The organism is Pseudomonas alkylphenolica, assembly GCF_016009175.1.
Classification (GTDB): Bacteria; Pseudomonadota; Gammaproteobacteria; order Pseudomonadales; family Pseudomonadaceae; genus Aquipseudomonas; species Aquipseudomonas alkylphenolica_B.
In genome coordinates this window covers 148664-169051 of the sequence record NZ_JADUCM010000009.1, presented here as the reverse complement: position 1 = coordinate 169051, position 20388 = coordinate 148664, and the positions used below count along the sequence as shown (strand labels likewise).

Genomic DNA, 20388 nt, shown 5'->3' with positions numbered 1-20388 from the left:
CCCCCCCCCGCCCCCCGCGCCCCCCCCCCCCCCCCCGGTCGGCGTGACCGCGAGCACCCTACACTCACCCGCCGGGGGGGGGGGGGGGGGGCCGCCCCCCCCCCCCCCCCCCCCCCGCGCTCGGTCAGTCGGCTGTCACGCTGGCCAGCATGGCCGCCAGGAAGTGCTCGCCATAGGGCGGCAACAGCCCCCATTCACGACGCGGGTCGTGTGCCGGGGCCTTGAACACAGTGCGTTGGTGGCTGAATTCGAGGAAGCCTTCGCGGCCGTGGTAATGGCCCATGCCCGAGGCGCCGATGCCGCCGAACGGCGCGTTGTGCATCGCCGGGTGCATCATCACATCGTTGATGGTTACCCCGCCGGACAGCGTGCGCTCGAGTACGTACTGCTGCTGTTGCAGGTCTTCGCCGAAGTAGTACAGGGCCAACGGCCGTGGCCGCGCATTGATGTCGTCGATGACGTAGTCAAGGTCTTCGTAGGTCAGCACCACCACGGCCGGGCCGAAAATTTCTTCGCGCATGATCACGCTGTCCGGCGCCGGATCGACCACCACGCGCAACGGACGACGACGGTCCTGGGCATTCACCGCCAACGGCTCTGGCACACTCTCGACCCGAGCGCCACGATTCTGGGCATCCAGCACGTAACCTTCGACGCGGTCGAGGTGACGCTGGTTGACCACCGCCACCACATCCGGGTTGCCGGCCACCGTTGGATTGAGTTCGGCGTAGCTGCTGCGCAGGGCGTCCAGGAACGGTTCGAGCTGTGCCTTGGGCACATACACCAAATCCGGGTTGATGCAGATCTGCCCGCCGTTGCAGGCCTTGCCCGCGGCGATATTGAAGGCAGCCTTTTTCAGGTCGGCGCTGGCGGTGACGATGACCGGCGACTTGCCACCCAGCTCCAGCGTTACCGGTACCAGGTTCAGCGCGGCATTGCGCATCACCAGGCGTCCGGTCGACGTACTGCCGGTGTACACCAGATGATCGAACGGCTGCGCGCTGAAGGCTTCGGCGAGTTCGACGTCGCCGGTGACCACGGCAATCTCCAGTGGATCGATGTGCTCAGCAAACAGCTGCGCCACCAGCTCAGCGGTACGTGGCACCACGTCCGACGGCCTGAGGATGGCCCGGTTGCCCGCCGCCAGCACCGAGGCCAACGGGCTGAACAGGGTAAACAACGGCGCGTTCCAGGTACCGAGAATGCCCACCGAACCCTTGGGCTGGTGCATCACCCAGGCCTTGGCACCAAGCTGGTCGTAAGGCGAGAACGGTTCGCGCTGCTCGTCCTGCATCCAGCCCTGCACATGATCCCGGGCATATTTGAGCGAGCCCAGGGCGCCCACCACATCATTCATCAGCGAGAAGCCGGCAGGCCGCCCGCCAAAATCTTCGTCGATGGCATCGGTCAACGCGCCATGGTGACGAACCAGCAGGTCGATCACTTGCTGGAGTCGTCGGCGGCGGGTATCGGCACTTACCGCACCGGCGCTGGCGAACGCGCTTTTTTGCCGGGATAGCAGGCTGGAAAGCCCTTGGACGGATGATGTGACAGAACTCATTCGTGGCCCCTTGCAGGTACTGGCCCCATGGCCGGGAAGCGCCCGATGCGCTTGCCGCCACACTAGCCCTGCACCCCCTGTGTCGCCTCGTCCGATCGGACGAGGTTCGGCCAAATCTGTTAGTCCGTTGAGACGATGTTTAACGGCGTGTTGCGACCAATACTGGCCCTACGAAAATCCCACTCCATGAGGCCAATCATGGCAACGCCAAACGTCAGTTTCGATCCCCAGGCTTTTCGTGCCGCACTCGGCACCTTTACCACCGGGGTCACGATCATCACCACCCAGTCTGAAGACGGCTCGCCCGTGGGGATCACGGCCAACAGTTTCAATTCGGTTTCGCTCAACCCGCCGCTGGTGCTCTGGAGCCTGTCGAAGAAGGCCCGCAGCCTGCCGGTGTTCACCAGTGGCAAGCACTGGAACGTGCACGTGCTGTCCACCGAACAGGAAACCCTGTCGGGGCGTTTCGCTACCCAGGGCGAAGACAAGTTTTCTGAAGTGCAACTCGATAACGGCGTCAGTGAAGCGCCGCTGCTGCAGGACTGCACCGCACGCTTTCAATGCCGCACGGCGTTCCAGTACGAAGGTGGCGACCATGTGATTTTTGTCGGCGAAGTGCTTGCCTTCGATCACAGCGACCGCGCACCACTGGCGTTCCAGAGCGGCCAATATGCCCTGGCAACCCGCAAGCCACGCAGCGAACTGCGCCTGGCCACCACGCCGCCGCCACCGGAGTGCAGCTACACCGAAGACTTGCTCGGCTACCTGTTGGGGCGCGGCCACTATCAGGTGCTAAACGCCCTGCAGCAGCTGCTGAGTAACCAGCAACTGGATGAAATGGCGTTCTTCATCCTGTCGATCCTGTGCATCCGCGACAACCTGAGCCTTGAAGAGATCAATACCTTCGTGACCTACACCGGCCGCGAAGTGACCTTGGCGAGCATGCGTTTCCTCGAACACCAGCGCCTGGTGGCCATCGAAGGTTCGGCCGACGCCCTGCGCTTTGTGCTCACCGCCCAGGGCCGGGAAGTGTCGCTGCATCAACTGGCGCTGGCCAAGGCCGTGGAAGAAGACCTCACGTCCAAGCTCGGCCCTGCCGATGCGCAGGCGCTCAAAGTGTTGCTCAAGCGCCTGATCGTGGTCAGCGACCCTGGCTTGCCGGACCTCTGGGCCCCACGATGAACACCACGCAGAGCACCCTGCCAGCGGCCAGCGTCGGATGGCGCAGCCACGGTGTGCTGTTGCTGCTGGCCGCAGTGTTCGCCGACAACTTTGTCGGCCGGCAGATACTCGCGGTGATGATCGAGCCGATCAAATCCGAGTTCGGCGTCAGCGACACCGCCATGGGCTTGATCTCCGGCCTGGCGTTCGCTGCCGTGTATGCGGTCATGGGCCTGCCAGCCGGACGGCTGGTGGACCGCATGCCGCGCACCCGGCTGCTGGCCATGGCCTGCCTGCTCTGGGCCGTGGCGACCATGGCTTGCGGCCTGGCGGGCGGTTTCCTGACGCTGGCCATTGCGCGCATGCTGGTGGCGGTCAGTGAATCGCCAACCACCTCGGCCTCGCTGTCGATGATCGCTGACCTGTACCCGCCACAGCGGCGTTCATTCGCGATCAGCTGCTTTACCAGCGCTCCGACCTTTTCCTCGATCGTCGGCCTGAGCATCGGCGCCTGGGTCGTTGAACACTATGGCTGGCGCAGCGGCTTTATCGCCCTGGGCGCCCCGGCGTTGCTGTTCAGCGCCCTGCTGGCCTTTGTGGTGCGCGACCCGCAACGTGGCCGCTGGGACCTCACCCCCCACGCTCAGGCAACCGCCCCGTTGCTGGGCATGCGTGCCGAGGCAGGCGAACTCTGGGCGCAGCCGGCGTATCGCTGCCTGATCCTCGCGGGCGGGCTGACCACACTCAGTTCCTATGCCATCGGCATGTGGAACACCAGCTTTCTGGTGCGCTCCCATGGTTTGTCGCTGCAACACGCCGGGCTGCTGGTCGGCGTGGTCTGCGGAATCTCGGCGGGCTTCGGCGGACTGTTCAGCGGCTGGTTGAGCGACCGCCTGAGCCGGCGTCACCCGCACTGGCAGGTTTCCATCCCGGTGCTTGGCCATGTGACTGCCCTCTGCGCGCTGGTGCCATACCTGCTGTGGTCCGACACCGTACTGATCCGCATCGGCGCGGTGCCGATCCCCACGGCGATGCTCTGGTGCGCCTTGTATGCGTTTTTTACCGTGTGGTGGGTGGCGCCGTCCTACAACCTGGTCAGCCAACTGGTGGCCCCCGGCCGACGCGGCAGCGCCATGGCCTTGCAAACCATCGTCAGCACATTGCTCGGCGTCGGTGTCGGGCCGTTGGTCGTCGGCCTGTGCAGCGACCTGCTGGTGCCGGCCTACGGCCAGGAGTCGCTGCGCTATGCACTGATGCTGATGAGCCTGCCGGTGCTCGGCGCGGTACTGTTGCTGGCACGCACGGCGCGCCATGCATCCAGGACCGACTACCGTCACGCGGCGATTGCATTGCCCACCTCTGCGGTTTGACCGGGAGCCCCCATGCGCAGTACGCCCTCTGAAGCCATTGGCTGGCGCAGCCATGGCCTGCTGTTTGTGCTGGCGATGATGTATGCCGACAACTTTGTCGGCCGGCAGATCATCGCGGTGATGATCGAACCGCTGAAGCGCGAGTTCGGTGCCAGCGATAGCGCCATGGGCCTGGTTTCGGGCCTGGCCTTCGCGGCGGTCTATGTGCTGCTGGGCCTGCCGGCCGGGCGCCTGGCCGACCGCCTGCCGCGCACACGCCTGCTTGCCGTCACCTGCCTGTTATGGGCGCTGGCCACCGTGCTCTGCGGCCTGGCCACCAGTTTCGCGATGCTGGTGATCGCGCGCATGGCGGTGGCTGTGTTCGAGTCGCCGAGCACCTCGACCTCGATGTCGATCATCGCCGACATCTACCCGCCGCACCGGCGCTCCTTTGCCATCAGTTGCTATACCGCCGCGCCGACCTTCTCGACCATCATCGCCCTGTGTGTCGGCGCCTGGGTGGTCGACCAGTATGGCTGGCGCAGCGCGTTTTTTGCTGTCGCCCTGCCCTCGCTGCTGATCAGCGCGGTGTTCGCCTTTGTGATGCGCGACCCGGTACGCGGGCGCTTCGACCTGCCCCATGCCAGCCACGCCGCGCCGCCCATACAAAGCCTGCTGGGCAGCGCCCGTGCGCTCATGGCGCAACCGGCCTACCGTTGCCTGGTGCTGGCCTGCGGCATCACTACCTTCAGTGCCTACGCCTTTGCCATGTGGAACGCCAGCTTCCTGGTGCGCTCGCATGCCATGCCGCTGCAATACGCCGGCATCCTTGCCGGCCTGGTCGGTGGCACCTGTGCCGGGCTCGGCACCCTGTTCAGCGGCTGGCTGACCGACCGCCTGGCAATTCGCAGCCAACAGTGGCAGATCGGCATTCCGCTGATCGGCCATGTGCTCGGCAACTGCGCGCTCATCGTTTACCTGCTCTGGCCGCGGGACATCCTGCTGTATGCCGGTGCCGTGCCGGTGCCCAGCGCGATGCTCTGGTGCGCGCTGGGCAGCTTCTTCTCAGTGTGGTGGGTAGGCCCGTGCTTTTCGCTGTTGACCCAACTGGTGCCTGCGCATCGCCGTGCAACTGCCGTGGCCTTGCAGACCATCGTCTCGACCTTGCTCGGGGTCGGCATCGGCCCGCTGGCAACCGGGCTGCTCAGCGATGCGCTGATGCCGATGCTGGCCGAAGAATCGCTGCGCTACGCCCTGCTGCTGGTCAACCTGACCATCGTCATCCCGATCTTTTTGCTCTGGCGTACTTACCAGCACCTCACCGCCCCCTCGAGACTCTCTGCCTATGCCTAAAGCCGGCGCCCTGGCGCACAACACCGAAAGCGCGCAATTCATCATCGTCGCCGCCAAAGAGCTGCTTGCCGAAGTCGGCTATGGCGCCATGTCGATGCGCCAACTGGCCAGCCGCGCGGGCATCCTGCCGGGCAGCCTCTACCACCATGTGGCAAGCAAGCAGGACCTGCTGTTGCTGGTACTGCAAGACCTGCTGGAAGAGCGCGACAGTGCCTGGCGGCAATTCCCGCGCAAAAAAACCTTCCTCGGCGAACTGCAGGGTTTGATTCGCTTTGTGCTGGCCTGGCAGGTGGCGCACCCCAATGACGCCAAGGTGCTGGAACACGAACACCGTCACCTCGACGCCCAGCAGCAAGGCTGGCTCGCCCAGCGCACCCACAGCCTGGAGTCTCGCCTGCACAACCTGCTGCGCCGCGGCTTGCAAAAAAGCGCCCTGGGCAACATCGACGTCGAGTCGGCCGCCCTGGCGATCATGGCGTTGCTGCGCACTGCCGATGCGCTGCGCGGCAGCTCGCCAAGCTGGACCGCGACCCGTCTTGAAGCGCATTTTTTGCAGATGAGCCTGCGTGTGCTCGATGTAAAAGCGTAAACGCCCAGCACGAAGGCTGGGCGAAGGCTATTTCCTGTTTTCCATCATTTTGTCAGCGAGCGCTTTGGCCCGTTCTATCAGCAGATTCTGCCGGTCTTCATGCGTGGCGCCTCCTACCACCGGTGCGGTCAGATTGCTTTCGGCAATCAGCGCTGCGCAGAAGTACTGATCCCAGACGGCTTGCGCCGACAACGGTTGATTCAGCTGGGCGGTGTCCATGTGCGGCTCCTTCTGATGAGGTAGCACACCTATTTTACCCCTCTATCCGGGGGGTTCCGTGTGGGTGGGGACAGTCGGCAACCTGTGTGCTGGCGACAATTTGTCACGGAAAGAAAAGCAAATGACGTCGAAAGAAAAGTCGATTTCAGAAAAAGCGCGTAGATAAATCAGTCGCCAGCCACATCGAAGGCAACTCTATAAACGACCTCCGCTCGCCCACAAGAAGAATAATATGTTCAGAAAAATCAATATCGCCTGGCGTGCATCCATTGGTTTTACTCTGGTAACTGCGCTAACCGCAGTCTTGGGAATTTTCGCGCTGATAAAACTGGAGGACATGCGAGAAAGCACGCGACAGATAAGTGATGACTGGCTACCCGGCGTCATGGTCTTGAGCCAGGGCGCGCAAAACGTACAACGTATCCGTGCCCTGACCCTGCGCATCATGATCAGCCGCGACCCGGCAACCCTTGAGCAGAACTACAGCAAGATCGACGTGCTCAAGGCTGAAACCCGCAAAGCGATGGCGGAGTACGAGAAAACCATCATCCTCGATGAAGACCGGGTGCTGTACGAGCGCTTCAAGGCGGCCGAAGCTGCCTATATGGCGCTGCAGGTCAAAGTCATCGACTTGTCGCGCAAGAATCAACTCGATGAAGCCCGCAACCTGATCAACGGCGAAATGAACCCGCGCGCAGACGAGTTGAGCAAGGCACTCGCCGAGCTGATCGAGCTGAACAACCGTGGTGCCAATCAGGCGGCCGCCAACAGCGTCGACGTGTTCAAAAGTGCGCGCAGCGGCGTTATCGCCGCGTTGTTGCTCGTTGCACTGGCGTCATGCGTTGTAGCGGTCAGCTTGATTCGCAGTATCGTCCTGCCGCTGCGCCAATCGGTGCAACTGGCCGAGACCGTGGCCACCGGCAACCTCACCACCCCCGTCGTGGCTTATGGCAACGATGAGCCTGCACGCCTGATGAGCGCCTTGGCGACCATGCAGAGCAACCTGCGCAGCACCATCATGGCCATCGCCGAATCGTCCAACCAGCTGGCGTCTGCGGCAGAGGAGTTGAGTGCCGTAACCGAAGATGCCAGCCGTGGGCTGAATCAGCAAAATGGCGAAATCGAGCAAGCGGCCACTGCGATCAACGAAATGACCAGCGCCGCCGAAGACGTCGCCCGCAACGCGAGCTCCACCGCCGACGCCACCCGCACCTCCGATCTGACCGCGCAGCAAGGCCGCCAGCAGGTCTTGCGTACCGTCGACGCCATTGCCGAACTGGCCAACGGCGTAACCGCAACCGCTGGCGAGGTAGAAAGCCTGGCAGGCCGGGTACGCGACATCAGCCAGGTCGTCGATGTGATTCGCACGGTGGCCGAGCAAACCAACTTGCTCGCACTCAACGCCGCCATCGAAGCGGCCAGGGCCGGCGAGGCAGGTCGTGGCTTTGCAGTGGTCGCCGATGAGGTGCGCAGCCTGGCCCACCGGACCCAGCGCTCGACCCAGGAAATCGAACAACTGGTCATGGCCATCGAAGAAGGCACCGTGGCAGCGGTGAATGCCATGAAAGGCAGCAACACCCACGCGCGCGACACGCTCGACGTGGCCCACGCCGCGGGCCAGGCGCTCGACCAGATGGCTTCGTCGTTCACCCAGATCAACGAACGCAATCTGGTGATCGCCAGCGCTGCCGAGCAGCAGGCACAGGTCGCCCGGGAAGTGGATGGCAACCTCGCCAACATCCGCGACCTGGCGGCGCAGACCGCCACCGGTGCAAAACAAACCAGCGCGGCCAGTCAGGACCTGTCTCGCCTGGCGGTGTCGCTTAACGGTCTGGTGATGAGGTTTGTGGTTTAACGCAGACGATCACAACCGATGTGGCTGGCATGGCTCACCCTCTCTGACCCTGAGCGATACTGCGGGATGCTGAGAGGGTGAACCATTCCGAGGTCGCAATCAGATCTGCTGGGTAGTTTCGAAACCGATGTAATAGGTCTTCAGCACGATCTGGCTTGTTTCGTAGGCGCAGTACGCGGTGGTCGTGGATGCGGCAACCAGGGCCAGACCGAAAATTACCGAAAGTGTTCTGCTGCTCATCTGGCGCTCCTGCCCATCAAAAAAAAGCGCGGACCTTACCGAACCGCGCCTCAGTCCGCCACCCCAATCGATGGATGGTGCCTGAAAATCAGCAACATCGAGGGTCTGATTTTGACGCCGGGGGCATCAGCCACCGAGGCGGCACTGACCGTCCAGATAGGCTTTACGCCAGCGGATGATGGTCACGCGCTCGAACAGCCCCGCCAGGCTGAACGGGTCCAGGGAAATGAAACGTTCGGCTGCTTCGCGGCTGTCCACATCAACGATGTACACACCACCGCCCGCATCACCGCCCTCGTCGCTCAGCTTGGCGCCACAGGCCAGCAACAACGCTTTGTGCCGCTCAAGGAACGCCAGGTGGACGTCGCGTTCCCGCGCGCGTACCTGGGCATGACCGGGCTTGTCGAAGGTCTCGATCAGAAAGGGCATGGCAACTATGCCTCAGTTGGTCGCAATGGCAGATGGGTGCTGAGCCAGGGGTGTCACGCTGATCTGCATGTACGGGAACAGCGGCAATGCACTGAGCACCTCGTGCAGCTCGTCGTTGGAGCCGACATCGAACACGCTGTAGTTCGCATACTCGCCCGCCACTCGCCACAAGTGCCGCCATTTGCCGTCGCGCTGTAGCTGCTGCGAGAAGGCTTTCTCCTCGGCCTTGAGCGCATCGGTGAAAGCCTTGTCGGCATCAGGCGGAATCCGCACTTGCATGTGAACCAGAAACAGCATGGGTTTCTCCTTGGTTGAAAGCCGGGCTCAGGCCCAGGCAAGAATGGCAACCGCATACACCAGGCCGACCCAGATCATCATGATTACGGTGTAGCCCATGATGTCCTTGAGCTTGAGCTTGGAAAGCGCCAACGCCGGCAGGATCCAGAACGGCTGGACCAGATCGTTCCAGGCATTGCCCAGCATGACCGCCATTGCGGTGTGGCTGACGGAGGCACCCAGGGTCTTGGCTGCCTCGATCATGAAAGGCCCTTGCACCATCCAGTGGCCGCCACCGGAGGGGGCGAAAAAGTTGATCACAAAGGAGCTCAGCAACCCCCAGAAAGGCAGCGTCTCGGGCGTGGCCACCTGGGTAAATGCATGGGAGAAGGTGTTCACCAGCCCCGAGGCAGCCATGATTGCCATGATGCCGGCGTAGAAGGGGTACTGCAGGATGATCCCGCCAATGGTGCGAATGCCTTCGTTGAGTTTTTCGACGTACTGGATCGGTGTGCCGAGCAGGATGATGCCCAGGAACAGGATGAAGAAGTTGATCAGGTTAAGGTCGACCGAGCCGCCCTCGTAGAAGTGCAACCCCACGTAACCCATGCCGATCAGGCCGATCAGGTAACTCAGCAGGCGGCTGTTGTTCAGACGGCTGGCAAAAGTATTGTCTTCATCAATGTCCAGCACCGGCGCGGCTGGCTTCTCCACCGGCACGTTGCGTTCGAGTTCCTTGACCGGCTGGCCTGCCTTGGGATGCAGCCATGCATTGAGCAGCGGCAGCGTGACGACCACCACCAGGCTGGTCAGCAGCATGGCCGGCGAGAAGATGGTTTCCGACAGAGGGATCACCCCCATCTGATCCTGCATCGGGTGGCCCTTGGTGGAGATCAGCACCGGGATGCTCGCCGACAGCCCCAGGCCATACAGGGTGAAACCGCTGTAGGCCGAGGCAATAATCAGCGGGTAATGCACGCCTTTGACGTGCAGCGCGAGCTTGCGCGCGACGACGCCACCCACCACCAGGCCAAAACCCCAGTTCAAATAGCTACCAATACCGCCTACCAGGGTAGCGACGATGATCGCCATGCGCGGGTCGCTGACACGTACCACCAGGCGATCGAGCAAGCGCTCGGTCAGCGGCGCGGTTGCCAACACATAGCCCATCGCGAGAATCACCGCCATTTGCGTGGTGAACGCCAGCAATGCCCAAAACCCCGAGCCCCAACTGGTGGTCAATGCGGTAATCGCCTGGTTCTGTACGACGACAGCCAGGAGCATGGTGAGCAGGGTCAGGCCAATGGCAAAGACAAAAGGATCGGGCAGATACCGACGCATCAGCTCGGTGAAGAAGTTGGTGATCTTTTGCATGGATGAATCTCTGTTGTTGTAGTAGGTGTTGGACACGAGATGCGTGCAGTTAAACCCTGTGCGCCGGTGTTGCCAGCGCCTTCAGGCACGCTGCTTTTAAACCCCGCCCCACCCGCCTACATCCACCAGGGACGTTCAGCCAAGCAGTGATGCAGGGATTTGCTTATAGGTTTCCAGCAGTGCCTCGACGGTGCTGTGTTCATGTTTCAGCAGCCGGGCCTTGGGGCCGGCGATGACCAACGCGAAAGGCTCGCCATTGATCAGGAAGCCGCGGGCTACTGCCGCCACATCCTCCACGTTCTCCCCCGTAGAGCGGTGCCAGCCGTCCTCAAGGCCTTGCTCGATCTCCTGCTCCAAGACACCACGCTCGGTGGCCGAGCCGTCGGTCGATAGCGGCAAGGGCTCGCAGCTGTCGAGCAGACGCCGGCGCGCCTTGACGCTCAACGCCCCCAGCAGCGCCTTGCCGGCTGCGCTGACGTGCACGTACATAAAGCCACCCGGCTCGTCGCTGTAGCGGATCTTCTGCCGTGACTCGACCACTTCCAGGTACACCACCCGGTTGCCCGCCAGCGTCGCCAGCGCGGCGGTCTCGCCAGTGGCATCGCGCAGGCCCGCCAAAAGTGGCTGGAACACAAGGGCCAGGGGGTCCTGACTGCAGATGTCGCGGGCGACGTGCAACAAGCGTTGAGTCGGGTAATAGCCAGCCTTGACCCCGGGGGCATAAAGGAAACCCTTGGCCACCATGGTCTGCAGCAGCGCATGGCAACTGGACAGGGGAATCTCGGTTCGGCGTGCAATTTCGCTGTAGGTCATCGGCTGCCGGACTTCGGCAAACAAGTTGATCACGTCGAATACACGGGCTGCTGTTTTCACATCCATGACAGAATTATCACTATGTCGATAATTTATGAGAAGAGACGGTGACCGATAATCGCACGGAATCGGTGTGGGTGAGAGCGTATGGGCCGGAGCGAAATGCGGCCTTCATCGACGTGTCCAAATCCGTCAACATGCGGTTGAAATACAAAAAGCTAAACGACTCAGAGGCGTGGCTGGAGGGTGATATCGAAGGTTTTGTTCAACCCGTGCTGGTGACGGACTCGAGGCAGTTGCCATTCAGGTAAGTGCTTTGGCGACGCCATAGCGATTCACGTCCGGAGATGGTCCATACGGCGCCAACCAGTAATCACCAGGGCCAGGGTAAGTATCACCCTGACCCCATCGGCGTTCAGCAGAACTTTATCAAGCCGAATCTTTTTCAGCGACTAGCCGCATGCCCCAGCGCCTTGGCGGCTGCGGCCTTCACTTCAACGGATATTGAAGAGCTTCCATTGATTACTTTGATCAGCGCCGCCCTCGCGTCTGCTCCCCCTGCGTAGCCAAGACCTTCTGCGGCTGCGGCCTTAATCTCAGTCGAGATCGACGAAGATCCATTCATGGTTTTGATCAGTTGCTGAATTGATTCAAATGGAGTTGCCATCCAACTTTCCTTCTAACGTTAAGTAAGCATTTGAAACCCTGTGGGGTTCCACTCGTACTGGCAGTCTCTCAAGCCTCCCCTCGAGCCTGCCGTTTTTTGGTCGCCGCACACCACCGCACCAGGTCGGCAATGATCGCAACCGTCAGCATCACAAGGGCACACTCGACAACAACCCACACTGCCCGGTGCCATGGCACGCCACGCTCCTCTAGCAGCCAGTTGGCGCAGGCCACAACCAGTAACACCCTCATTGTCACCAGCTTCATCACCCTGGATATCTCCTCAAGCGCTTTCATGGAATCCGTTCCTCTGCACGCGAGCCTTTAGGAAAGCACTTGAAGCCCGGATTCGCCGGTCGATCCGGCAGTTACCGACATTTCCTACACATATTTCAGCCTGCCGGTAGGCGGGCGAGGATGAGCCGTGTCCTGTTCGATTTCAGACGACCGTAGCCATGGATTTGGCGTATCTGACGGGCCAGCGTCCAGCGGACGTACTGGTGATGAGGAAGGAAGACATTGAGCGTGACGCAGAAGCAGGCCCACAAGGCATGCTCCAATCGTTGGGCGCCGCAATTGCTGGTTGCTCACGCGCTGTCTACATCTGGGTTTGCCCTGTGACCACCATAGTCGTTTCTGCCTGCGGCAACGCCAAGGCGGGCAATTTTGAAGGCAGATTCAACTGCCGCAATAGCGGCGTGTCGTAGCCATAAATGTCGGGTTTGAACGTCACCCGCCCCTCGGTGCTCAAATCGACCGTCCAATAGGCCAACAACACCGGTATCTTGACCGGAAGCTTGATGTTCTCGGTCCTGCCACTGGCCAACTGCTTTTGAATCCCCTCGCTGTTCCAGCGCACGGGGTCGTTGAACAACAGCTCGACCAACTGCAGTGGATTCTCCACCCGAATACATCCGGAGCTGGTGGTGCGCACGGACTTGGCGAACAACTCGCGATGCGGCGTGTCGTGCAGGAAAATCGCATAGTCGTTGGGGAAACGAATGACCACCTGCCCTAACGAGTTGGTAGGGCCGGCATCCTGGCGCAGCGTGAGGCCGCGCGCGTTATACCAGTCGACGTTCGCCGGATCGAGTTCATTGCCAGCCCGATCAAGGACCCTGATCCGGCTGGCCGCCAGGTAACCTGGATTCTGCTGAATCTTGGGCAGCATATCCTTGACCAGAATCGTCGGCGGCACAGTCCAGGTGGGGTTGAAGGTAATGTAGGTGATCTCGGACTGAAACACCGGGGTGCTGCGCACAGGCTTGCCGACCTGCACCCGGGAACGCCAGATGGGTTTACCGTCGCGGTAAAACGCCACTTTGTAGCCGGCGATATCGACAACGACAAAAGTGCCATGGAGTTTGTAGAGCAGCCAGCGCGCCCGTTCCATGTTCACCCGGACCTGATCAATCCGTGCCTCGACAGGCACATTCAGCGCCGCCAGGGTCGCCGCGCCAGCCACGCCATCCACACCAAGATACTGATCGGCCTGATACTGCTTCACCGCAGCAATGACTTTATCGTCGTAATCGTTGCGCTTGCCCTTATGTGGTTCCAGATAACCACCGGCCACCAGACGGGCACGCAACTGTGCGACCACAGCGCCGTCCATTCCCGGCTTGAGTGACTGCCCTTCGGCGACTTTCGGCCAACCGCCGGCATCACGAACCTGACGCAACTGCGCCAATGCATCACGCATGCTGCTATAAACCGGCTCTTGCGGCGGAGCCTGGGCGAACGCACGGGCTACATCGTGAGCATCCAGGGCAGCAAAGAAACTGTTCACATCTTCACGGGGATCAACACCGATCGGGTCGAAGTTCCAATGAAAATCCAGCCGCGACGGGTTGACCTTGCCGCGCCGCAATTGCAGAAGCGCGGTGATGTAGGTGCGGGTCAGCGCGATATCAAAAGCCGCCGCTTGCGCTGGCGTCGGCGCGGAGGCCTGCAACAACAATTGAGCCTCGGCCAACTCGCCACCCCGGAAGTCCGCCGGGTTCAGGCCGTCGGCGTGTGTGTCATTCAGGCTCTTGAGCAACTGGGTGACATCGCGCCCATCTGTCCAGGCGGCGCGATAGTTGCGATGGGAATAGAAATCGAGAACAACGCGATTGATGTCCGCGCGCTGATGCTTGCGAGAGGTAATCAAGGGAGGAAATGACGACTCCAGGGGTTCAAACGCGGCCTGGATCGCTTGACCAACGATATCGTCAGGCGCAGCAGTCGCCGGACTGACTTGAGGAGATTCCGACACGATCTGCGACGTTTCAGCCAGCGCAGTGCAGCTGATCAGAAGGACCACTAAAAAAGCACTACTTATGACGAATAACTTTGTTAATTGCGCCATGGATAATCCTTAATCTCTCGCAAATCAAAAAGCTGGCGTGCAAACCGCTGCTAGACTCGACATATTCTTGATGAGATTCACCTATGGCGCTAGATCGCTTTGGCTTTCCACTCACAGCGCTGCTGTTGACGTCGGCCTTCATACCCACAGCCTACGCCGATTCGCTTGAAGTCGCGCTGGCCAAAGCCGCTCCAAATGCCAATGCCAAGGTTATCGCCCTGGGAGTTCGTGCCACCCAATGTATCCGCGCCCAAGGCGCTGCGCCGGCACGGAGGCTAGCCGTGATCGATTATTCCCTGCCCTCGACCGAACAACGGTTGTGGGTATTCGATCTGAAACAGCGCAAATTGCTGTTCCACGAACTCGTCGCCCATGGCCGTAACAGCGGCGAGAACATGGCCACCCAGTTCTCCAACCAGAACGAAAGCTTTGCCACCAGCCTCGGGCTTTTCCGTACCCAGGAAAGCTACCGTGGCCAGAACGGCTATTCCTTGCGCATGAAAGGTCTGGAACCGGGCTTCAACGATAACGCTTTTGATCGGGCAATCGTTATCCACGGCGCACCGTACGTCAGTCCGGTGCTGGCCCGCGCCAACGGTCGCATCGGCAGAAGCCTCGGCTGCCCGGCAGTGAGACCGGCGATTGCGCATCGGCTGATCGACGCCATGAAAGATGGGCAGTTACTGTTTTCCTACTATCCCGATCAACGCTGGCTGAAGTCTTCTTCTTACATTAATTGTGGGAGTGGCACGGTAGCGTCGTCGGAGCAGGCTATGAAGCGCCAGTAACCCGAGCCCCTCCTGTCAAAACTGTAGTCCGTGTCTCAGCCTGCCTCGTCGACATTGACGAGCAGGGCTTGCCCTGCGCCACGTAGCCCTGATGGGAATTGAAAGAACCGGCCTGGCCATTCCATAACTCGTCGGAGTAAGAGTTTAGGTGTACTGCACCCGCAGTACGGCATCCATGACAATCCGCAGATTACAAAGGAAAGCCGACCAAAAAATGGGGGACCAGTTGGGGGGACCGATATACTACGAAAACGAAAAAGCCCGTCTAAGACGGGCTTTTTCAGAATATGGGTGGCGGAAGCGTAGAGATTCGAACTCTAGGATAGTTGCCCATCGACGGTTTTCAAGACCGTTGCCTTAAACCACTCGGCCACGCTTCCTCGTATTGCGGGCGCCATAATACCGAAATGAAACAAGCTGTCAAACTCTCTGTGTAGCCGGTTTGCGTGGCTCTGTTATGATCTTTGCATCTGAACGTAACAAACCCACAGGAGTGTCGCCATGCGCGAACAGGATTACGCCGTCAATCACGGCCAGCAGGTCGAGCAACAGGAGGTCAGCCGGGTCCTGCGCAATACGTACGGGCTGCTGGCCATCACCCTCGCCTTCAGTGGCGTCATGGCTTTCATCGCGCAGCAAATGCGTGTTGGCTACCCAAACATCTTTGTGGTGCTGATCGGCTTCTATGGCCTGTTCTTCCTCACCAACAAGCTGCGTGATTCGGCCTGGGGCCTGGTGTCTACCTTCGCCCTCACCGGTTTCATGGGCTTTATCCTCGGCCCTATCCTCAACCGTTACCTGGGCATGGCCGGTGGCGCTGAAGTGGTCAGCTCGGCCTTCGCCATGACCGCGCTGGTGTTCGGCGGCCTGTCGGCCTATGTGCTGATCACCCGCAAGGACATGAGCTTCCTCGGTGGCTTCATCACCGCCGGCTTCTTCGTGCTGATGGGTGCGGTGCTGGCCAGCCTGTTCTTCCAGATCAGCGGCCTGCAACTGGCAATCAGCGCCGGCTTCGTGCTGTTCTCGTCGGTGTGCATCCTGTTCCAGACCAGCGCGATCATTCACGGTGGCGAGCGTAACTACATCATGGCGACCATCAGCCTGTATGTATCGATCTACAACCTGTTCGTCAGCCTGCTGCAGCTGTTCGGCCTGATGGGTCGGGATGACTGATTCAGTGGTTGGTTGATTGTGAGAAAGCCCGCTTCGGCGGGCTTTTTTTATGGGGCGGGTTTGTTGAAGTGGGTTGGCGCAGGGGTTGGCAAGGCTTTGCCTTGCATCGCAGGCTGCGCCAGCTCCTACTGGGGTGACATCTATGGCTACCCCTAATGGCCATTGCCCCGTAGAATGCGCTCCTTTTTTCTTCCGGGGCAGCACTCCCATGAGTTCAATCGAGCAACCTGGCGCACCCGCGCAGGCCAATGAGCTGGTTCTTGGCCTTGAAGACCGGCCGCGGCCGCTGATCGCGATGCTGGCCGCACTGCAGCATCTGCTGGCGATCATCGTGCCGATCGTGACGCCAGGCCTATTGATCTGCCAGGCGCTGGGGGTGTCGCCGCGTGACACCAACCTGATCGTGTCGATGTCGCTGGTCATTTCCGGGATCGCCACTTTTGTTCAGTGCCGCCGCTTCGGGCCGTTCGGCGCCGGGCTGCTGATTGTTCAGGGCACCAGTTTCAACTTTGTCGGACCGTTGATCGCCGGTGGCGCGCTGATGGTCAAGCAAGGCACGCCGGTTGAAGCGGTGATGGCAGCGATTTTCGGCGTGGTGATCGCCGGTTCGTTCGTTGAAATGGGTATTTCGCGGATTTTGCCGTTTGTTAAGCGCCTGATTACCCCGCTGGTGACCGGTATCGTGGTGCTGATGATCGGCCTGACCTTGATCAAGGTCGGCCTGATCAGCATGGGCGGTGGTTTCGGCGCCATGAGCAACGGCACCTTCGCCAACGGCGAGAACCTGCTGCTGTCGGGTGTGGTGCTGGCCATTATCGTGGTGCTCAACCGTATTCCAGTGGTGTGGATGCGCAGCTGCGCCATCGTCATCGCCCTGGCTGTGGGCTACGCCCTGGCCGGTTACCTGGGCCGACTGGACTTCACCGGCATGCACGAAGCCGAGCTGTTCCAGGTGCCGATGCCGCTGCATTTCGGCCTGGGCTTCTCCTGGGCGCTGTTCATTCCGATGCTGGTGATCTACCTGGTGACCTCGCTGGAAGCCATCGGTGACGTTACCGCTACCAGCAAGGTGTCGCGCCAGCCGGTCGAAGGCCCGCTGTGGATGCAGCGCATCAAGGGCGGTGTTCTGGTGAACGGCGCCAACTCGCTGCTGGCCGGGGTGTTCAACACCTTCCCCAGCTCGATCTTTGCCCAGAACAACGGGGTGATTCAGCTGACCGGTATCGCCAGCCGTCATATCGGTGTGTGGATTGCCGCGATGCTGGTGATTCTCGGCCTGTTCCCAAGCGTTGCCGGGGTGATCCAGGCGGTGCCTGAGCCGGTGCTCGGCGGTGCGGCGATGGTGATGTTCGGCGCAGTGGCTGCTTCGGGGATCAATATTCTTGCCAGCATCAGCCTGGATCGTCGCGCGCTGCTGATCATCGCGGTGTCGCTGGCCCTGGGGCTGGGTGTTGCGCAGGTGCCGGAGTTCCTCGCGCATATGCCGTCGGCGCTGCGCAATGTGCTGGAGTCGGGTGTGGCGACCGGGGGGATTTGTGCCCTGGTGCTGAACTGGTTCTTGCCGGAGTCTAAAGAGAAGGCTTGAGTCTGGTGGGGCCGCTTTGCGGCCCAATCGCAGGCTGCGCCAACTCCCACAGATAGGGAGCAGCAGGATCGAGGGCCCGTGGCATGTTGCTGCGGGCTTTTTGCTTTATTATTGGCGCAGTTTTGCTGAATGAGCCTTCCATGAAGTTCGCCATCGCGGTTTTTTCTCCAGCCCACGCGCCCTCCTCGCGCCGCGCCTTGCTGTTTGCCCAGGCCGCGCTGGCTGGCGGACACGAAATTGTCCGGCTGTTTTTCTATCAGGACGGCGTGCACAGCGCCTCGGCCAACGTGGTCGCGCCACAGGATGAGCTGGATGTCGCCAGTCAATGGCGCTCCTTCATCACGGAGCACCAGCTTGATGCGGTGGTGTGCATTGCCGCCGCCCTGCGCCGTGGCGTGCTCAATGCCGAAGAAGCGCAACGCTATCAGCGCCCGGCGGTCAACCTGCCGGCGCCGTGGGAGCTGTCTGGCCTGGGCCAGCTGCATGAAGGCGCACAAAGCGCAGACCGCCTGATGTGCTTTGGAGGCGACTGAGATGGCCAAGTCTTTACTGATAATCAGCCGTCAGGCCCCCTGGGCCGGCCCGTCTGCCCGTGAGGCGCTGGACATTGCCCTGGCCGGTGGCGCCTTTGACCTGCCGCTGGGCATGCTGTTTCTCGATGACGGCGTGTTCCAGCTTGCGCCCGACCAGCAACCCGCCCAGCTGCAGCAAAAGAACCTCGCCGCCAACCTGCAGGCCTTGCCGATGTTCGGCGTCGAAGAGCTGTTTGTCGCCAGCCGCAGCCTGCAGGAACGCGGCCTGAGCGCAGCGACCCTGAGCCTGCCGGTTCAAGCACTGGATGACGTCGCGCTGGCCGCGTTGATCGACCGTTTTGACCAGGTGATTACCCTCTGATGAGCACCTTGCACGTAGTTTCCCACTCGCCGTTCGGCGACAATCGCCTGAGCAGCTGCCTGCGCCTGCTGGGCAGCGACGATGGCCTGTTGCTCTGCGGCGATGCTGTGTATGCCCTGCAGCCCGGCAGCGAACCACTGGCCAGGCTGGAGGCGAGCAACCTGCAGGGCCGCCTGTTCGCCCTTGAAGAAGACCTGAGCGCGCGCGCCATCAGCGCTGGCGACACCACCCGGGCCATCGACTACCCGGGCTTTGTCGCGCTGTCGCTGGACTACGACAAGGTCAACAGCTGGCTATGAATACGCTGACCGTAGGCGAGCGCAGCATCGCCCTGGACAAGGATGGCTACCTGGTTGAGCTCGGCGACTGGTCTGACGAGGTTGCCGCTGCCCTCGCTGCCCACGAGGAACTGGAACTGACCCCCGAACACTGGGAAGTGCTGACGCTGCTGCGCGCGTTCTACCAGGAGTTCGAGCTGTCGCCGGCCACCCGCCCGCTGATCAAGTACACCGCGCTCAAGCTGGGCCCGGAAAAAGGCAACAGCATGCACCTCAACCGCTTGTTCAAAGGCACTCCCGCCAAACTCGCCGCAAAGCTTGCGGGCCTGCCGAAGCCGACCAATTGCATATGACCGATCCTCGCCCGCTAATCACCGAAACCCCGGCCGAACACCCCTTTGCCCAGTTCGTGCGCATCCTTGGCAAGGGCAAGCGCGGGGCCCGCGGCTTGAGCCGTGAAGAGGCCCGCGAGGCCATGGGTATGCTGCTCGACGGCAAGGTCGAGGAAACCCAGCTGGGCGCCTTCCTGATGCTGCTGCGGCACAAGGAAGAAAGCCCGGAGGAACTCGCCGGCTTCACCGAGGCGCTGCGCCAGCGCCTGAACGCGCCGTCGATTGCGGTCGACATCGACTGGCCGAGCTATGCCGGCAAGAAGCGTCACCTCCCCTGGTACCTGCTGGCGGCCAAATGCCTGGCTGCCAACGGCGTGCGCATCCTGCTGCACGGCGGCGGCGCGCACACCGCCGGGCGCCTGTACACCGAGCAGGTGCTCGAGCTGCTGCAGATCCCGCTGTGTCGCGACTGGAACGCGGTTGCCGGGGCACTCGACAGCCAGCAACTGGCCTTCATCCCCCTGCAGGACTGGGCACCACGCCTGCAGCGGATGATCGACCTGCGCAACACCCTGGGCCTGCGCTCACCGATCCACTCGCTGGCCCGCGTGCTCAACCCGCTGGGCGCCCGCTGCGGCCTGCAGAGCATCTTCCACCCGGGCTACCAGGCCGTGCACCGCGAAGCCAGCCGCCTGCTCGGCGATACCGCCATTGTGGTCAAGGGCGACGGTGGCGAGATCGAGATCAACCCGGACACCAGCAGCCATCTGTACGGCACCGCCCACGGCATCGACTGGGACGAAGAATGGCCGGCCCTGGCCGCTCAGCGCCATGTCAAACCGGCAAGCCTTGAACCCGAGCACCTGTTGACGGTGTGGCGCGGCGACGCACGCGACAGCTACGGCGAACTCGCTGTGGTGGCGACCATGGCCCTGGCCTTGCGTGGCCTGGGTCAGGCTCGCGATGACGCCTTTGCTCAAGCGCAAGCCTACTGGGATAGCCGCACGCGTTAAGGCAATGCATCAATAAAGTCGATCATACAGGCGCAGACTTTGCGCTATTCGTTCGAACCTGACGCCGTAGACTAGGTTCTATATTCGAAC

General features: G+C 61.5%; 23 protein-coding genes and 1 tRNA gene. 13 read left to right on the top strand and 11 right to left on the bottom strand.

Annotation, left to right across the window (positions count from 1 at the left end):
* Positions 1-124 precede the first annotated feature (124 nt).
* A complete protein-coding gene (locus I5S59_RS11275) occupies positions 125-1561 on the bottom strand; it encodes a coniferyl aldehyde dehydrogenase (protein ID WP_197876662.1) in 1437 nt (478 codons plus the stop codon).
* A 198-nt stretch (positions 1562-1759) separates the two neighbouring features.
* Here I5S59_RS11275 and I5S59_RS11270 point away from each other — a divergent pair, with 198 nt between their 5' ends.
* Genes I5S59_RS11270 through I5S59_RS11255 form a run of 4 tightly spaced genes read left to right on the top strand, consistent with a single transcriptional unit; the run spans position 1760 to position 6013 of the window.
* Positions 1760-2743 carry a flavin reductase family protein gene (locus I5S59_RS11270; RefSeq protein ID WP_197876661.1) on the top strand — a complete coding sequence of 328 codons (984 nt, stop codon included), beginning with the start codon at positions 1760-1762 and terminating at the stop codon, positions 2741-2743.
* Positions 2740-4092, top strand: coding sequence for a spinster family MFS transporter (locus tag I5S59_RS11265; RefSeq protein WP_197876660.1), 1353 nt, complete (start codon positions 2740-2742; stop codon positions 4090-4092). Before I5S59_RS11270 ends, I5S59_RS11265 begins: the two co-directional genes overlap by 4 nt.
* Before the next feature lie 12 nt (positions 4093-4104).
* Positions 4105-5424 (top strand): spinster family MFS transporter, encoded by a 1320-nt coding sequence (locus tag I5S59_RS11260; protein ID WP_197876659.1) that lies wholly within the window; start codon positions 4105-4107, stop codon positions 5422-5424.
* Positions 5417-6013 carry a TetR/AcrR family transcriptional regulator gene (locus tag I5S59_RS11255; RefSeq protein WP_197876658.1) on the top strand — a complete coding sequence of 199 codons (597 nt, stop codon included), beginning with the start codon at positions 5417-5419 and terminating at the stop codon, positions 6011-6013. The genes I5S59_RS11260 and I5S59_RS11255 overlap by 8 nt, the downstream gene beginning before the upstream one ends.
* A gap of 27 nt (positions 6014-6040) precedes the next feature.
* Here the strand turns inward: I5S59_RS11255 and I5S59_RS11250 are convergent, their stop codons facing one another.
* Entirely contained in the window at positions 6041-6232 is a 192-nt protein-coding gene (locus I5S59_RS11250) for a hypothetical protein (RefSeq protein WP_197876657.1), read from the bottom strand.
* A 232-nt stretch (positions 6233-6464) separates the two neighbouring features.
* On the opposite strand from I5S59_RS11250, the gene I5S59_RS11245 reads away from it, so the two are divergent.
* Positions 6465-8087 carry a methyl-accepting chemotaxis protein gene (locus tag I5S59_RS11245; protein ID WP_197876656.1) on the top strand — a complete coding sequence of 541 codons (1623 nt, stop codon included), beginning with the start codon at positions 6465-6467 and terminating at the stop codon, positions 8085-8087.
* 99 nt (positions 8088-8186) lie between these two features.
* On the opposite strand, the gene I5S59_RS11240 is transcribed toward I5S59_RS11245, so the two are convergent.
* From I5S59_RS11240 to I5S59_RS11205, 8 genes are all read right to left on the bottom strand, one after another.
* Entirely contained in the window at positions 8187-8327 is a 141-nt protein-coding gene (locus tag I5S59_RS11240) for a hypothetical protein (RefSeq protein ID WP_197876655.1), read from the bottom strand.
* Between the two features lie 126 nt (positions 8328-8453).
* Complete coding sequence (locus I5S59_RS11235) at positions 8454-8756, bottom strand: YciI family protein (protein ID WP_197876654.1); 303 nt, start codon at positions 8754-8756, stop codon at positions 8454-8456.
* Between the two features lie 12 nt (positions 8757-8768).
* Complete coding sequence (catC, locus tag I5S59_RS11230; protein ID WP_128324695.1) at positions 8769-9053, bottom strand: muconolactone Delta-isomerase; 285 nt, start codon at positions 9051-9053, stop codon at positions 8769-8771.
* Between the two features lie 27 nt (positions 9054-9080).
* The gene (locus I5S59_RS11225) at positions 9081-10406 is read right to left on the bottom strand and encodes a short-chain fatty acid transporter (protein ID WP_197876653.1); all 1326 of its coding nucleotides are present in this window, start codon (positions 10404-10406) and stop codon (positions 9081-9083) included.
* Positions 10407-10541: 135 nt separating this feature from the next.
* Positions 10542-11285: an IclR family transcriptional regulator gene (locus I5S59_RS11220; RefSeq protein WP_197876652.1), complete on the bottom strand. Its 744-nt coding sequence runs from the start codon at positions 11283-11285 to the stop codon at positions 10542-10544.
* 379 nt (positions 11286-11664) lie between these two features.
* Positions 11665-11886, bottom strand: a complete 222-nt coding sequence (locus tag I5S59_RS11215) for a HEAT repeat domain-containing protein (protein WP_197876651.1) — start codon at positions 11884-11886, stop codon at positions 11665-11667.
* A gap of 68 nt (positions 11887-11954) precedes the next feature.
* Positions 11955-12182, bottom strand: coding sequence for a hypothetical protein (locus tag I5S59_RS11210; RefSeq protein ID WP_197876650.1), 228 nt, complete (start codon positions 12180-12182; stop codon positions 11955-11957).
* 301 nt (positions 12183-12483) lie between these two features.
* Entirely contained in the window at positions 12484-14235 is a 1752-nt protein-coding gene (locus I5S59_RS11205; protein ID WP_197876649.1) for a L,D-transpeptidase family protein, read from the bottom strand.
* Between the two features lie 83 nt (positions 14236-14318).
* Between I5S59_RS11205 and I5S59_RS11200 the strand changes: the two genes are divergently transcribed.
* Positions 14319-15023 carry a murein L,D-transpeptidase catalytic domain family protein gene (locus tag I5S59_RS11200; RefSeq protein WP_197876648.1) on the top strand — a complete coding sequence of 235 codons (705 nt, stop codon included), beginning with the start codon at positions 14319-14321 and terminating at the stop codon, positions 15021-15023.
* A gap of 292 nt (positions 15024-15315) precedes the next feature.
* On the opposite strand, the gene I5S59_RS11195 is transcribed toward I5S59_RS11200, so the two are convergent.
* Positions 15316-15403 (bottom strand) — tRNA-Ser (locus I5S59_RS11195).
* A gap of 121 nt (positions 15404-15524) precedes the next feature.
* Here I5S59_RS11195 and I5S59_RS11190 point away from each other — a divergent pair.
* The 7 genes from I5S59_RS11190 to I5S59_RS11160 all read left to right on the top strand — a co-directional run bounded on the left by I5S59_RS11190 (position 15525) and on the right by I5S59_RS11160 (position 20298).
* Positions 15525-16196 carry a Bax inhibitor-1/YccA family protein gene (locus I5S59_RS11190; RefSeq protein ID WP_107025601.1) on the top strand — a complete coding sequence of 224 codons (672 nt, stop codon included), beginning with the start codon at positions 15525-15527 and terminating at the stop codon, positions 16194-16196.
* Positions 16197-16404: 208 nt separating this feature from the next.
* Entirely contained in the window at positions 16405-17781 is a 1377-nt protein-coding gene (locus tag I5S59_RS11185) for a nucleobase:cation symporter-2 family protein (RefSeq protein WP_197876647.1), read from the top strand.
* Between the two features lie 140 nt (positions 17782-17921).
* Positions 17922-18314 (top strand): sulfurtransferase complex subunit TusD, encoded by a 393-nt coding sequence (gene tusD / locus I5S59_RS11180; protein WP_197876646.1) that lies wholly within the window; start codon positions 17922-17924, stop codon positions 18312-18314.
* Between the two features lies 1 nt (position 18315).
* The gene (tusC, locus tag I5S59_RS11175; RefSeq protein WP_197876645.1) at positions 18316-18675 is read left to right on the top strand and encodes a sulfurtransferase complex subunit TusC; all 360 of its coding nucleotides are present in this window, start codon (positions 18316-18318) and stop codon (positions 18673-18675) included.
* Entirely contained in the window at positions 18675-18974 is a 300-nt protein-coding gene (tusB, locus tag I5S59_RS11170; protein ID WP_197876644.1) for a sulfurtransferase complex subunit TusB, read from the top strand. Before tusC ends, tusB begins: the two co-directional genes overlap by 1 nt.
* Complete coding sequence (locus I5S59_RS11165) at positions 18971-19306, top strand: TusE/DsrC/DsvC family sulfur relay protein (protein WP_197876643.1); 336 nt, start codon at positions 18971-18973, stop codon at positions 19304-19306. Before tusB ends, I5S59_RS11165 begins: the two co-directional genes overlap by 4 nt.
* Complete coding sequence (locus I5S59_RS11160) at positions 19303-20298, top strand: glycosyl transferase family protein (protein ID WP_197876642.1); 996 nt, start codon at positions 19303-19305, stop codon at positions 20296-20298. The genes I5S59_RS11165 and I5S59_RS11160 overlap by 4 nt, the downstream gene beginning before the upstream one ends.
* Positions 20299-20388 lie beyond the last annotated feature (90 nt).